We start from the raw sequence: 12,765 nt of genomic DNA on the forward strand, positions 1-12,765 counted from the left end.
ACGACCGCCCCGGCCAGGCGCCCCGCCGTGCTAGACGACCTCCCGGCGCATGCAGACGCGGGGCCAGACCGAGAGGCCGTGGGCCGCTTCCGCCCGGCTGATCGCCCGAAGGCCCTCCGTGAGGGCCGGGTCGGAGTCGGTGAGCGGGCGGAAGCCGAGGCGCGAGTAGTACGGGGCGTTCCACGGCACCTCGGTGAACGTCGTCAGGGTCAGCGCCGCCAGGCCCTGTTCCCCGGCGCTTGCCGCCAGGTGCTCGATCAACGCCCTGCCGACACCCCGGCGCGCGGCGTCCGGATGCACCGACACCTGCTCGATGTGGGCGGCGCCGTCGACGGTGTCGGTCAGCAGATACGCGACCGGGCGGTCGGCGGCGTCCACCGCCACCCACGCCCGGCCGGCACAGCGGTAGGACTCCAGGACGTCCAGGGGCAGCGGGTCGTCGTCCGCGATCGCTGCCATCCCGAGCGTGCGGAACGGCTCGCCCGCCGCCCGTTCGATGTCCTGGAGCAGCGGGAGTTCGGCCGGTACGGCCGCTCTGATGCGCATACGACAGTATGGCGCGGCCTCACCGCCGACCGTCCCCCGAATCCGGTCCGCGGTTTCCCGGAGGCCGGTTCCGGTCCACCTCCCCGGGCCGGGCCAGCAGCCCGCCGTCCCGTGAGAAACGCGGCAGGAACAGCGCGAGCGCCGGATCGCCGTACAGCGCCACGTACAGCTGGACCAGCCACCCGTCCGTCACCTCGCGCCGGTGCGTCGGCAGCGGATACCGCTCCCGCAGCCCGGCGAGCAGGTGCCGCGCCGCCGGGGTCGCCGGTGGCAGCCGCAGCAGTACGACCGCCAGGAGCACCGGCACCGTCCCCGTCACGAGCGCCACCGACGGACCGGCTCCCGGCGCGCCCGTCGCGTACGCCCCCGCCGCTATCGTCAGCGGTACGCAGCCGAGCAGCGCCCTCGCCGTCCAAAGCCGCAGCGGCCGCAGCAACAGCCCCGCCCCGCGCAGCTCCCCGCGCAGCGCGTCCACCGCCCGCCGCGCCTCGGGGCGCACCACGAGGTCCCGCAGCGGGAACGCCCGGTGGAGCGCCCCGTGCACGCCCAGCTGCACGGGGTCCCGGGTGCGCCCGGGACCGCCGTTGGCCCGAATCGTATGTTTGCGGCCCGCCGCGACCGCTCCGCGCTGGTGCAGTGCCACCAGCGCCACGGTGACGGCCGCCCGCCGTCCGCCCCGCAGCAGCGCGAGGGCCTGCGGAGGAGGCGGATCGTCCGTTCCGCTTTCCCGGCTGCGCGTTCGCAACAGCGCGGCGCCGAGCAGCAGTTGCCCGCAGGCCGCTCCGATGAACCACCACATCCCCGTCGGCATGACGCCCACCCCCGAGGGTGTTCTGCCCGGGAGAGCGTGATCATCACGCGTGAATGGCCGGATCCGGATCAGGCGCCGTCCGCCGCCAGCTCGTCGGCGGCGTTGTTCACCGGCTGCGGGGTGCCGGTCAGGTCGAGCACGAAGAGCGGCAGCCCGATCTCGGCGGCGCGCGAACGTGCCTCAGGGGTGTAGCCCGCCAGCGAGAAGAAGACGCTCACGGCGGATGCGCTGAGCCCGTTGAGCCACAGGCACTCGACCGCCCGCAGCCCGGTGGGCCGGGTGCTCGGGTCGACCTGCGCGACGAGCCCCGGCGCCCGCAGATCCACCCCGGACGCAGGCCGGTCCTCGGGCTGCACCACGTCCCGGAAGCCGAGCCAGCGAAGATACCCGGCCGCCGCGGCGACCGCGTCCCGCGAGGTCCGGATGGTCACGGGCCGGAAGGCGCCGCGCACCGGAGCGGGTCGCGGGGCGGTGGGCGGCAGCGGGATGTGCGCGGGGTAGCGCTCGGCGAACGGCCGGGGCGGGGCGGCTCGGGGCGGCCGGGCGGGGTCGGACCCGGACCCGGGGCCGGGCTGTGACCCGGAGCCGGACCCGGACCCGGACCCGGAACCCGTACGGGCTGCTCCGGGAGCCGGTCCGGCAGCGGTCGTACCCCCGGATATGCCCCCGGGTGTGCCCCCGGTCGTATCCGTGGTGCCGGAGGAGTCCGATGCGCCGGGCGTACCGGACGCCCCGCCCGCGCGCGCGTCGCGCCTGTTCCCGGGGCCCGGCCCGAACCACTCCGAGCCGGTCGGCCTCGCCGCCCGGCCGGCGGTCCCGGCCCCGGACGTACCGGTCCCGGCCCCGGACGTACCGGTGGCGGCCCCGGACGTACCGGTGGCGGCCCCGGACGTACCGGTGGCGGCCCCGGACGTACCGGTGGCGGCCCCGGACGTACCGGTGGCGGAGCCCGTACCCGCACCCGCACCCGCACCCGCACCAGTAGGAGATCCCGTACCCGTACGGGATCCCGACCCCGAGTCCGAGGGGGAACCCGTCCCCGGCTCCGCGGCCTCCCCCATGGCCCGTACCGGCACCCGCAGTACCGTCCCGCACGGGCAGCCCACCTCCGGGTGCGGCCAGTCGTCCTCGCGCCCGCAGGCTCCGCAGCGGACCGCGACCCATGCGTCCGTCCAGTTGCGGTGCGTGATCGGTTCCGCCGTCGCGCCGGCCGTCACCGGTGGGGCCACCGGGCTTCCGCACGCGCAGGGGAAGACGGGTGCCGCGTACGCCTGCGTCCGCAGGCACTCCGGGCAGCGCACCGGTACCGACTCGCCCACAACCATCCCCCTGTCGCTCGGTCCCATCGTCCACCCGTCGGACGCCTGGGGGAGGGTGTTCGGCCACTTCCGTGGTCCGTGGCAGTCCGTTGCGCGGACCTCTCTTGACGGTTCTCCGGAGCCCGACCTACATTGCTTCCGTATAGCAGAACAGTATTTCCGCATTACGGAAACAAGCCGTCCGGGCTCCCTGAGCCGACCGGTGGGCTTGGATCCGCCCGGCCGAAGCAGGAGCACTCCCATGCCTCGTATGACCGCCGCCGCAGCGGCCGTTGAGATCCTCAAGCGCGAAGGCGTCACCACCGCGTTCGGCGTGCCCGGCGCGGCGATCAACCCCTTCTACCGCGAGCTCAAGAACGTCGGCGGCATCGGCCACACGCTGGCCCGCCACGTCGAGGGCGCGTCCCACATGGCCGAGGGCTACACCCGTGCCAAGGCCGGCAACATCGGGGTCTGCATCGGTACCTCCGGCCCCGCCGGCACCGACATGATCACCGGCCTGTACTCGGCCATCGCGGACTCGATCCCGATCCTCTGCATCACCGGCCAGGCCCCGGTCTCGAAGCTCCACAAGGAGGACTTCCAGGCCGTCGACATCGCCACGATCGCCAAGCCGGTCACCAAGGCCGCGACGACCGTCCTGGAGGCCGCGCAGGTCCCCGGCGTCTTCCAGCAGGCCTTCCACCTGATGCGCTCCGGCCGTCCGGGCCCGGTCCTCATCGACCTGCCGATCGACGTCCAGCTGACCGAGATCGAGTTCGACCCGGAGACCTACGAGCCGCTGCCGGTCTACAAGCCGCGGGCCAGCCGCGCCCAGGCCGCGAAGGCGCTGAGCTTCCTCCTGGAGTCCGAGCGCCCGCTGATCGTCGCCGGCGGCGGCATCATCAACGCCGACGCCACCGACCTGCTCGTCGAGTTCGCCGAACTGACCGGCATCCCGGTCATCTCCACCCTGATGGGCTGGGGCACCATCCCGGACGACCACGCGCTGGCCGCCGGCATGGTCGGCGTCCAGACCGCGCACCGCTACGGCAACGCGACCTTCCTGGAGTCGGACTTCGTCCTCGGCATCGGCAACCGCTGGGCCAACCGCCACACGGGCTACAACCTGGAGGCGTACACCAAGGGCCGGAAGTTCGTCCACGTCGACATCGAGCCCACCCAGCTCGGCAAGATCTTCGCCCCCGACTACGGCATCGCCTCCGACGCCAAGGTCGCCCTGGAGCTCTTCATCGAGATCGCCAAGGAGCTGAAGGCCGCCGGCACGCTGCCTGACTTCTCCGCCTGGGCCGCCTCCGCGCAGGAGCGCAAGGCCACCCTCCAGCGCCGTACGCACTTCGACAACATCCCGATGAAGCCGCAGCGCGTCTACGAGGAGATGAACAAGGCCTTCGGCCCGGACACGCGCTACGTCACCACCATCGGTCTCTCGCAGATCGCCGCGGCCCAGTTCCTGCACGTCTACAAGCCGCGCCACTGGATCAACTGCGGCCAGGCCGGCCCGCTCGGCTGGACCATCCCGGCCGCGATCGGCGCCGCCACCGCCGACCCGGACACCCCGGTCGTCGCGCTCTCCGGCGACTACGACTTCCAGTTCATGATCGAGGAGCTGGCGGTCGCCGCCCAGCACAAGGTCCCGTACGTCCACGTCCTCGTGAACAACGCCTACCTGGGTCTGATCCGTCAGGCGCAGGGCGGTCTGGGGATCAACTTCGAGGTCAACCTCGAGTTCGAGAACATCAACACCCCGGAGATCGGCGTCTACGGCGTCGACCACGTCAAGGTCGCCGAGGGCCTGGGCGTCAAGGCCATCCGCGTCACCGACCCGGACAAGCTCGGCGAGGCGCTGGAGGAGGCCAAGAAGCTGGCCGTCGAGCACCAGGTCCCGGTCGTCGTCGAGGCCATCCTGGAGCGCATCACGAACATCGCGATGAGCAAGACGGTCGACATGAGCGACGTCACCGAGTTCGAGGACCTGGCCACCGAGCCCGGCCACGCGCCGACCGCGATCAAGGCCCTCCAGGTCTGATCGGCCGAAGCCGTCCGATCTGCCGGGCAGGCCGCATCAGGACGATCCGTGAGACGTGACACGGCCCCCGCCCCGACGAGCACCGGGGCGGGGGCCGTCCGGCGTTCACGCGCCTGCCGCTCGCCCCCGTGCCCGTACGAGCACCGCGCCCGCCTCCGTCCACTCGTACAGGACCGAGCGGCCCGCCCGCCCCCGCCGTACGAGCCCGGCGTCGAGCAGCACCTTCAGATGGCGGCCCACCGAGCCGAGGCCCTGGCCGGTGAGCGCCACCAACTGGCTGGTGGACTTGGGTGACTCGAGCCGTACGAGGACTCCGGCGCGCGCCGTTCCGAGCAGCGCGCCGAGCGCCTGGGGTGCGACCGGTCCCGTCGCGTCCGCCAGGGCGCCGGAGCAGGCGTACACGATCGCGGACCGTTCCGTGCCCTCCCAGGACACCCAGCCCTTGTTCGGTGTCACCGGCACGAAGAGCAGCCGGCCGCCGTCGAACCGTCTCGGCGGATACGCGCGCGGGTTGACCTGAAGCCGCCCGTCGCCCAGCCAGCGCATCTTCCCCGGGCACAGCTCGTCGAGCGCCGCCGCCCACCCGTCCCGCGCCAGCTGCGCGGTCCGCGCCACCACATCGGCCTCCAGGACCCGGCGCCGACGCGCCCAGTCCGGCAGCACCGTCTCCCGCCACACCCACTCCAGGACGCCGGCGAGCCGGTGCGGCAGGTCCCGCGCCGACCGCAGCGGCTCCGGTACGGGACCCCCGACGGCGACCTCCAACTGCGGTACGGCGTAGGTGGGTTCGACCGCGCGGACCGCCTCGACCTCCTCCTCGAACGACCGCTCGCGGTCACCCGTCGGGGTCGGCGTCAGGAAGTCGGCGTTCCAGGTGGGCCCGATGGCCGCCCGGACGAGCAGCGCGTCGAGCGGTTCGGCGGCCAGCCGCGCCCGGTAGGCGGGCAGACGGGCGGTCAGCCAGGCCCGCTCGCCCGGGTGGGCACCGCTGGCCGCGTGCAGGGTCTTGAGCGCGGCGACCGTCTCGGCGAGCGGCGAGACGACGAATCTGCTCCCGGCGAGGGAGTCCGTGCCGATCTGCCACCAGCCCATACCGGCCCCCGTCGTTTCGCTCCTCCGCGAAACAATATCGGGACCCGGGTCCCCGCCCGAGACTCCCCGCATGCCCCGCTACCGCGATCTCTTCCGGATCCCCGAGTTCACCCCGCTCTTCCTCACCGGTTCCGTGCACATCGCCGCCCAGACCGTCGCCGGGCTCGGTCTCGCCACGCTCGTCTACCGCGCGACCGGCTCCCCGTTCCTCGCGGCGCTCGCGCTCTTCGGGCCCTCGCTCGCCCAGCTGCTCGGCGCGACCACCCTGCTCTCCGCCGCCGACCGGCTGCCGCCGCGCGCCGCGATCGCCGGGATCGGGCTCTTCTTCGCCCTGGGCACCGCCGCCCTGGCGATCCCCGGGCTGCCGACCTGGGCGGTTTTCGCGATCCTCTTCGCCGAGGGGCTCGCCGCCTCCCTCGGCGGCGGGGTGCGGTACGGGCTCCTCAACGAGATCCTGCCCCGCGAGGCGTTCCTGCTGGGCCGCTCCGTGACCAACATGGCCGTCGGCATCTGCCAGATCGGCGGCTTCGCCGCCGGCGGCCTCCTGATCGCGCTGCTCTCGCCGCGCGGCACGGTCCTCGTGGGCGCGGGGCTCTACCTCGCCGCCGCGCTCCTCGCCCGCTTCGGCCTCGGGGCGCGTCCGCCGCGCGCCGCGGGCCGGCCCTCGGTCGCCGAGACCTGGCGCACCAACGCGCGGCTGTGGTCCCTGCCCGCCCGCCGCCGGACCTATCTGGCCCTCTGGGTGCCCAACGGCCTGATCGTGGGCTGCGAGTCGCTCTTCGTGCCGTACGCGCCCGAGCGCGCCGGACTCCTCTTCGCCTGTGCGGCGTTCGGAATGCTGGTGGGGGACACCGTCGTCGGCCGCTTCCTGCCGTCCCGGCTGCGGGGCCGCGTCCGCTTCCCCCTCCAGGCGCAACTGGCCGCGCCGTTCCTGCTGTTCGCGCTCGACCCGCCGCTGCCGCTCGCGCTGCTCGCGGTGACGGTCTCGGCGGTCGGGTACGGGGCGAGCCTCCTGCACCAGGAGCGGCTGATGACCCTGGTGCCGGAGGAACTGTCCGGCCACGCGCTCGGTCTGCACTCCTCCGGGATGATCGCCCTCCAGGGGGTGAGCGCGGCGCTCGCCGGAACCCTCGCGCAGTACACGTCCCCGCGCACGGCGATGGTGGCGCTCGCCGTCGTCTCGCTCACGGTGACGCTCGTGCTGGCGTGGGCCGACCGGGGGACGCAGCGGCCTGGCGCAGAGCCCGGGAACGAAGAAGAGCCCGGGAACCAAGAAGAGCCCGGGAACGAAGAAGAGCCCGGGAACGAAGAAGAGCGCGGAACCAGGGACCGTAAACCTGGTTCCGCACTCTCCGGCCAGTGACCACCCGACGGTACGAGGCTGGCGCGACAGGGCGTTCGCACCGCCGGGCGGAGTCTTGGGGGAAGTTCCTCCGGTAGGAGGGGCGTTGGGACCGCGGCGGCACCGACGGGCGGCCGGCGCACCCCTTCTTTCAGGTCAAGAAGGGGGGCCTCATGCCCTTACCACCGCACTGGCTCGGCGCCGCCGCGGTCCTCACGCTTGTCCGGTCCACCGGCCACCCCTCATCCGGGCCGGCGATCCGGACCACGTACGGCACTGACCTCCCGTCAGGTGCCGTACGCAGTCTGGGTGTTCCTTGAGGATCAGTCCTCGCGCAGGGCGCGGACCGCCTCGGCCACGCGCTTGCCGTAGTCCGCGTCGGCGGCGGCGAAGTGCGCGAGGTTCTTCTCGATGACGTCCTCGCGGGACACCTGGGACAGACCGCCGGCGATGTTGGCGATCAGACGGCCCTTCTCGTCCTCGGACATCAGGCGGTAGAGCTCACCGGCCTGGAAGAAGTCGTCGTCCTTGGTGTGCGCGGGCGCCGCGTGGGTGCCGGTCCAGCCGTGGACGGCGAGCGGGGCGGAGAGCGCCGCGTCGGTCTGGGCCGGGCCCTGGTACGAGTTGGGCTCGTAGTTCTTGTCGTGGCGCGAGCCCTGGCGGGTGGCCATGGCGCCGTCGCGGCCGTAGTTCTCGGCCACGGTCGCCTTGGGGGCGTTCACCGGCAGCTGGGTGTGGTTCACGCCGAGGCGGTAGCGGTGGGCGTCCGCGTAGGCGAACAGGCGGCCCTGGAGCATCTTGTCCGGCGAGGGGCCGATGCCCGGGACGAAGTTGTTCGGGGAGAACGCGGCCTGCTCGACCTCGGCGAAGACGTTGTCCGGGTTGCGGTCGAGGACCAGCCGGCCGACGCGCTGCAGCGGGTAGTCGCTGTGCGGCCACACCTTGGTGAGGTCGAAGGGGTTGAAGCGGTAGTCCGCGGCCTCGGCAGCAGGCATGACCTGGACGTAGAGGGTCCAGGAGGGGCTGACACCGCGCTCGATCGCCTGGAGCAGGTCGGTCTGGTGTGAGTTGGCGTCCTTGCCGACGAGCTCGGCGGCCTGATCGGCCGAGAGGCTACGGACACCCTGGTTCGTCTTGAAGTGGTACTTGACGAAGAAGGCCTCGCCCGCCTCGTTGCTCCACTGGTAGGTGTGGGAGCCGTAGCCGTTCATGTGACGGTACGAGGCCGGGATGCCGCGGTCGCCCATGAGCCAGGTGATCTGGTGGGTGGCCTCGGGGGCGTGCGCCCAGAAGTCCCAGACGTTGTCCGCCTCCTGCTTGCCCGTGAAGGGGTCGCGCTTCTGGGAGTGGATGAAGTCGGGGAACTTGATCGGGTCCTTGATGAAGAACACCGGGGTGTTGTTGCCGACGAGGTCGTAGTTGCCCTCTTCGGTGTAGAACTTCAGGGCGAAACCGCGGGGGTCGCGCACCGCGTCCGCGCCGCCGAGCGAGTCGGCCACGGTGGAGAAGCGGATGAAGGTCTCGGTCTTCTTGCCGACCTCGCCGAGGAAGCCGGCCTTCGTGTAGGCGGTGACGTCGTCGGTCACCTCGAAGTAGCCGTACGCGCCGGAGCCGCGGGCGTGGACCACGCGCTCCGGGATCCGCTCACGGTTGAAGCGCGCGAGCTTCTCCAGCAGGTGCTGGTCCTGGAGGAGGATCGGGCCACCGACGCCGGCGGTGGCGGAGTTCTGGTTGTCGGCGACGGGGGCGCCGGACTCGGTCGTAAGCACGCGCTTCGACATCGTGACCTTCCGTACGGGAGCTCTGCTGACGGTCCGAGGAGCGTAAATTCGGCCCGAACATGACGTCAACAGTTTGTTGAAAGGGAAGTGTGGTGTTCCGGTCGGCGGCGACGCCTGGGCGCGACAGGACAGGTTGTCAGCGCCGCCGCCGACCGGAAGTCTGGGGCCCCGCGAGGGGGCGGCGGATCAGACCTGCCGGCCGGAGAGGCGCTCGACGGCGCGGAGCAGGGCCGAGTGGTCCAGGCCGCCGTCACCCTGGGCGCGCAGCGAGGCGACCAGCTGGGCGACGACCGCGCCGACCGGGAGGGCCGCGCCGACGTTGCGGGCGGCGTCGGTGACGATGCCCATGTCCTTGTGGTGCAGGTCGATCCGGAAGCCGGGCTTGAAGTCCCGGTTCAGGAAGTTGTCCTTCTTACGGGTCAGCACGGTCGAGCCGGCCAGGCCGCCGTTGAGGACGTCCAGGGCGGCCTGGAGGTTCACGCCGGACTTCTCGAGGAAGACGACGGCCTCGGCACAGGCCTGGATGTTGACCGCGACGATCAGCTGGTTCGCGGCCTTCACCGTCTGGCCGGAGCCGTGCGGGCCGCAGAGCACGATGGTCTTGCCGAGGGCCTCCAGGATCGGGAGGGCCTCGTCGAAGTCGGCCTGCTCGCCACCGACCATGATCGAGAGCACCGCCTCGATGGCGCCGGCCTCGCCGCCGGAAACCGGGGCGTCGATGACGCGGATGCCCTTCTCGGCGGCGTTCTTGGCCAGGTCGACCGAGGTCTGGGGGGTGATCGACGACATGTCGACGATCAGCGCGCCCTGCCTGGCGTTCTCCAGGATGCCGGCGGGGCCGTACGAGATGGCCTCGACCTGCGGGGAGGCGGGCACCATCGTGATGATGACGTCGGCGTCCTTGACGGCCTCGGCGATCGAGGCGGCGGAGGTGCCGCCGGCCTTGGTCAGGCGGTCCAGCTTGTCCTGCTCAAGGGTGAAGCCGGTGACCGAGTAGCCGGCCTTGATGAGGTTCTCGGACATGGGGGAGCCCATGATGCCGAGGCCGATCCAAGCGATCTTGGGAAGAGTGCTCATGGTGAGGGTGCCTCTCGGAACAAGGTGATACGGGGAGGGTGCCTGCGTCAGCGGGCCGGGCGGGCCTCGGCGGGCAGCCACTCGAAGGAAGCGGTGGCGTCGGCGGCCTTGTACTCCAGGCCGACCCAGCCGTCGTAGCCGGCCTTCCTCAGCTCGTCGAGGAGCCGCTCCAGCGGCAGGTCGCCGGTGCCCGGCGCGCCGCGGCCCGGGTTGTCCGCGATCTGTACGTGGCCGGTCTTGGCCGCGTACTCCGCGATGACGTGGCTGACGTCCTCGCCGTTCATCGACAGGTGGTAGATGTCGAGGAGGAACTTGGCGTTGCCGAGTCCGGTGGCCGCGTTGACCTTGTCGATGACCTCGATGGCCGAGGGGGCGCTCACCAGCGGGTAGAGCGGCGACTCCGGCTTGTTGAGGGTCTCGACGAGGAGGATCGCTCCCACCCGGTCGGCGGCGCGGGCGGCCAGGACCAGGTTCTCCAGGGCGAGGGTGTCCTGGATCTGGGGGTCGACGCCCTCCACGCGGTTGCCGTAGAGCGCGTTGAGCGCCTCGCAGCCGACCGAGGCGGCGAAGTCGGCCGCCACCTCGATGTTGGCGCGGAAGCGGTCCGACTCCTCGCCCGGTACGGAGAGGGCCCCGCGGTCCGGGCCGGGCAGCTGCCCGGCGTAGAAGTTCAGTCCCACCAGCTGGGTGCCGGCGTCCTCGAGAGCCTTCTTGAGGGCGTCGAGCTCGCTCTGCTCGGGGGTGGCGGTGTCGATCCAGGGCCACCACAGCTCGACCGCGGTGAAGCCCGCCGCGGCGGCGGCCGCGGGGCGCTCCAGGAGCGGGAGTTCAGTGAAGAGGATCGACAGGTTCACATCGAAGCGCTGGTCCGAGCCGGCGCCTACTGAGAAGCGGGCCATGAGGGGCGGCGCTCCTTCCGTATCGCGGAAGTAAGTTTCTGTCTGACGGAATGCTGCAAGGGGGTTGCCCCGCTTGTCAAGAGGTCCCCGCAGGTCCGGGGCTGCCGCAGGCCGGATCGGGGCCGTAGTTTGGGGTCATGGTGCGTTTGAGAGTGGAGTTCACGACCGAGCCGTTCGACCTCGACGAGGCCCCGGCGCACGCGGTCGTGGCCCGTGAGGTCATCCAGTCGGCCGAACTGGACGCGGTCGACGTCGGCCCCTTCGGCAATACGGCGGAGGGCGGCGCCGACGCGGTGCTCACCGCGGTCGACGCGCTGCTGCGCAAGTCGCTCGCGGCCGGCGCCACCCGCGTCTCGCTCCAGGTCAATGTGATCGGCGAGGGGGAGAAGTGAGCGAGCACCCGTTGGTGGCGGCGGTGAAGCCCCTGGTCGACGCCATGGGCGCCGAGCTGCTGGTCCCCGCGCAGGCGGGGGCCGACGATGTCGTCCTGTCCTGGGAGGGCGAGGACGTCCTCGCCGTACGGCTGCCCCAGCTGTCCGAATCCCTCGACCACATCCTCGCGGCGATGGAGCGGCGGCACGGGGTGCCGCTGGCCGAACTCGACCGCAAGACCAAACAGGAGGCGGTACGGCTGCTGGAGGCGCGCGGCGCCTTCTCGGTGCGCCATGGAGTGGAGACGGTGGCCGGTGCACTCGGTGTCAGCCGCTTCACCGTGTACAACTACCTCAACAGGGAGACCGCCCTGAACAGGGAAAAGGCCGCCAAGGGCGACTAGTTGATCACCTGAGACCACAAGCCGTCGTCCAGATGTCGGGACGACGGCTTTTGCGTGGCCGAGTTTTCAACAAAGTGTTGACGTTGTGTTGCGGAGGGCGTTAGCTATCCGCAGCCCGTCCGACGCACAGCGAAAAACAGCCACGGAGGCTTCCCGTGACTTCAGGTACGACACCGGGTCTCACCCGGTTCAACACCTCGGCGGACAGCGAGGCCGTCGCCGCGCTCCACGAGGTGTGTTCCAGTTCGGCGTGGGGGAGCAAGGTCCTCGCCCAGCGCCCGTACTCCACCGCCGAAGCTCTCTTCCTCGCCAGTGACGCCGCCATGGCCGAGCTGACCGCCGAGGACCTCGCCGAGGCGATGGCGGGGCACCCGCCGATCGGTCGTCCGAAGGCAGGGGACCCGACCTCCTCCCGCGAACAGAGCGGAATGGCCGCCGCCTCCGATCAGCTCAAGACCGAGATGCTCGACCTCAATCTGGCCTACCAGGACAGGTTCGGTCACGTCTTCCTCATCTGCGCCACCGGCAGGACCGGCGAACAGATGCGCGACGCGCTCCGGGAGCGGATCGGGAACTCGCCCGAGGCGGAGCGGGAGATCGTCCGCACCGAACTGGGCAAGATCAACCGTATCCGGCTGACCCGTCTCGTAGAGACCTCCGAGACCTCCGAGGAAGAGAGCTCCGCATGAGCACCGACACCACGGCCTCGGTGTCCACGCACATCCTGGACACCAGCGTCGGCCGCCCCGCCGAGGGCGTGGCCGTCACGCTCGCGGCCCGCAGCGGCTTCGACGCGGAGTGGGTCGCGCTCGGCGGTTCGGCCACCGACGTGGACGGACGCTGCAAGGACTTGCCGGCGCTGCCGGAAGGCACCACCCATGTACGGCTCGACTTCCAGGTCGAGACGTACTTCTCCCATCAGCACAGTTCCAAGAAGCAAGCCGAGGCGCAGCAGGACGCCCCCCGCGTAAGGGACAGCGGTGCGTTCTTCCCCGAGGTGGCGATCACTTTCGCCGTCACCCCGGGCGAGCATTACCACGTACCGCTGCTGCTCAACCCGTTCGGCTACTCCGTATACCGAGGGAGCTAGCAGA

13 protein-coding genes are annotated in these 12,765 nt (G+C 71.5%); 6 read left to right on the top strand and 7 right to left on the bottom strand.

What is annotated here, in order from left to right; translation table 11 throughout:
* Positions 1-30: 30 nt before the first annotated feature.
* The 3 genes from ABT154_RS28210 to ABT154_RS34005 form a co-directional block, all read right to left on the bottom strand.
* Positions 31-546, bottom strand: a complete 516-nt coding sequence (locus ABT154_RS28210) for a GNAT family N-acetyltransferase (protein WP_351860347.1) — start codon at positions 544-546, stop codon at positions 31-33.
* Positions 547-565: 19 nt separating this feature from the next.
* A complete protein-coding gene (locus ABT154_RS28215) occupies positions 566-1,357 on the bottom strand; it encodes a TIGR04222 domain-containing membrane protein (protein ID WP_351860349.1) in 792 nt (263 codons plus the stop codon).
* A 68-nt stretch (positions 1,358-1,425) separates the two neighbouring features.
* A complete protein-coding gene (locus ABT154_RS34005; RefSeq protein ID WP_502969603.1) occupies positions 1,426-1,788 on the bottom strand; it encodes a hypothetical protein in 363 nt (120 codons plus the stop codon).
* A gap of 1,129 nt (positions 1,789-2,917) precedes the next feature.
* Between ABT154_RS34005 and gcl the strand changes: the two genes are divergently transcribed.
* Positions 2,918-4,705 (top strand): glyoxylate carboligase, encoded by a 1,788-nt coding sequence (gcl, locus tag ABT154_RS28230; RefSeq protein WP_351860350.1) that lies wholly within the window; start codon positions 2,918-2,920, stop codon positions 4,703-4,705.
* 105 nt (positions 4,706-4,810) lie between these two features.
* Here the strand turns inward: gcl and ABT154_RS28235 are convergent, their stop codons facing one another.
* Entirely contained in the window at positions 4,811-5,797 is a 987-nt protein-coding gene (locus ABT154_RS28235) for an ArsR/SmtB family transcription factor (RefSeq protein ID WP_351860351.1), read from the bottom strand.
* A gap of 70 nt (positions 5,798-5,867) precedes the next feature.
* Between ABT154_RS28235 and ABT154_RS28240 the strand changes: the two genes are divergently transcribed.
* Entirely contained in the window at positions 5,868-7,160 is a 1,293-nt protein-coding gene (locus ABT154_RS28240) for an MFS transporter (protein WP_351860353.1), read from the top strand.
* 302 nt (positions 7,161-7,462) lie between these two features.
* Here ABT154_RS28240 and ABT154_RS28245 read toward each other — a convergent pair whose 3' ends face one another.
* The 3 genes from ABT154_RS28245 to ABT154_RS28255 all read right to left on the bottom strand — a co-directional run bounded on the left by ABT154_RS28245 (position 7,463) and on the right by ABT154_RS28255 (position 10,896).
* Positions 7,463-8,920, bottom strand: coding sequence for a catalase (locus ABT154_RS28245; RefSeq protein WP_317875516.1), 1,458 nt, complete (start codon positions 8,918-8,920; stop codon positions 7,463-7,465).
* A gap of 186 nt (positions 8,921-9,106) precedes the next feature.
* Entirely contained in the window at positions 9,107-9,997 is an 891-nt protein-coding gene (locus ABT154_RS28250; RefSeq protein WP_351860356.1) for a 2-hydroxy-3-oxopropionate reductase, read from the bottom strand.
* A gap of 47 nt (positions 9,998-10,044) precedes the next feature.
* Positions 10,045-10,896, bottom strand: a complete 852-nt coding sequence (locus ABT154_RS28255) for a TIM barrel protein (protein WP_351860358.1) — start codon at positions 10,894-10,896, stop codon at positions 10,045-10,047.
* Positions 10,897-11,036: 140 nt separating this feature from the next.
* On the opposite strand from ABT154_RS28255, the gene ABT154_RS28260 reads away from it, so the two are divergent.
* The 4 genes from ABT154_RS28260 (at position 11,037) to uraH (ending at position 12,761) form a co-directional block, all read left to right on the top strand.
* Positions 11,037-11,288 (top strand): YkoF family thiamine-binding protein, encoded by a 252-nt coding sequence (locus ABT154_RS28260; protein WP_351860476.1) that lies wholly within the window; start codon positions 11,037-11,039, stop codon positions 11,286-11,288.
* Between the two features lie 44 nt (positions 11,289-11,332).
* Positions 11,333-11,671, top strand: coding sequence for a helix-turn-helix domain-containing protein (locus ABT154_RS28265; RefSeq protein ID WP_351860478.1), 339 nt, complete (start codon positions 11,333-11,335; stop codon positions 11,669-11,671).
* Between the two features lie 155 nt (positions 11,672-11,826).
* The gene (uraD, locus tag ABT154_RS28270) at positions 11,827-12,360 is read left to right on the top strand and encodes a 2-oxo-4-hydroxy-4-carboxy-5-ureidoimidazoline decarboxylase (protein ID WP_351860360.1); all 534 of its coding nucleotides are present in this window, start codon (positions 11,827-11,829) and stop codon (positions 12,358-12,360) included.
* Positions 12,357-12,761: a hydroxyisourate hydrolase gene (uraH, locus tag ABT154_RS28275; RefSeq protein ID WP_351860361.1), complete on the top strand. Its 405-nt coding sequence runs from the start codon at positions 12,357-12,359 to the stop codon at positions 12,759-12,761. Before uraD ends, uraH begins: the two co-directional genes overlap by 4 nt.
* The last annotated feature ends 4 nt before the right edge of the window (positions 12,762-12,765 follow it).

The sequence above is a fragment of the Streptomyces sp. NPDC001728 genome, assembly GCF_040297565.1.
GTDB lineage: Bacteria > Actinomycetota > Actinomycetes > Streptomycetales > Streptomycetaceae > Streptomyces.

Coding starts and splice junctions, on each gene's coding strand:
- ABT154_RS28245 (WP_317875516.1), bottom strand. CDS start 8,920: ATGTCGAAGCGCGTGCTTACGACCGAGTCCGGCGCCCCCGTCGCCGAC.
- gcl (WP_351860350.1), top strand. CDS start 2,918: ATGCCTCGTATGACCGCCGCCGCAGCGGCCGTTGAGATCCTCAAGCGC.
- ABT154_RS28215 (WP_351860349.1), bottom strand. CDS start 1,357: ATGCCGACGGGGATGTGGTGGTTCATCGGAGCGGCCTGCGGGCAACTG.
- uraH (WP_351860361.1), top strand. CDS start 12,357: ATGAGCACCGACACCACGGCCTCGGTGTCCACGCACATCCTGGACACC.
- ABT154_RS28250 (WP_351860356.1), bottom strand. CDS start 9,997: ATGAGCACTCTTCCCAAGATCGCTTGGATCGGCCTCGGCATCATGGGC.
- ABT154_RS28235 (WP_351860351.1), bottom strand. CDS start 5,797: ATGGGCTGGTGGCAGATCGGCACGGACTCCCTCGCCGGGAGCAGATTC.
- ABT154_RS28265 (WP_351860478.1), top strand. CDS start 11,333: ATGGGCGCCGAGCTGCTGGTCCCCGCGCAGGCGGGGGCCGACGATGTC.
- ABT154_RS28240 (WP_351860353.1), top strand. CDS start 5,868: ATGCCCCGCTACCGCGATCTCTTCCGGATCCCCGAGTTCACCCCGCTC.
- ABT154_RS28255 (WP_351860358.1), bottom strand. CDS start 10,896: ATGGCCCGCTTCTCAGTAGGCGCCGGCTCGGACCAGCGCTTCGATGTG.
- ABT154_RS28210 (WP_351860347.1), bottom strand. CDS start 546: ATGCGCATCAGAGCGGCCGTACCGGCCGAACTCCCGCTGCTCCAGGAC.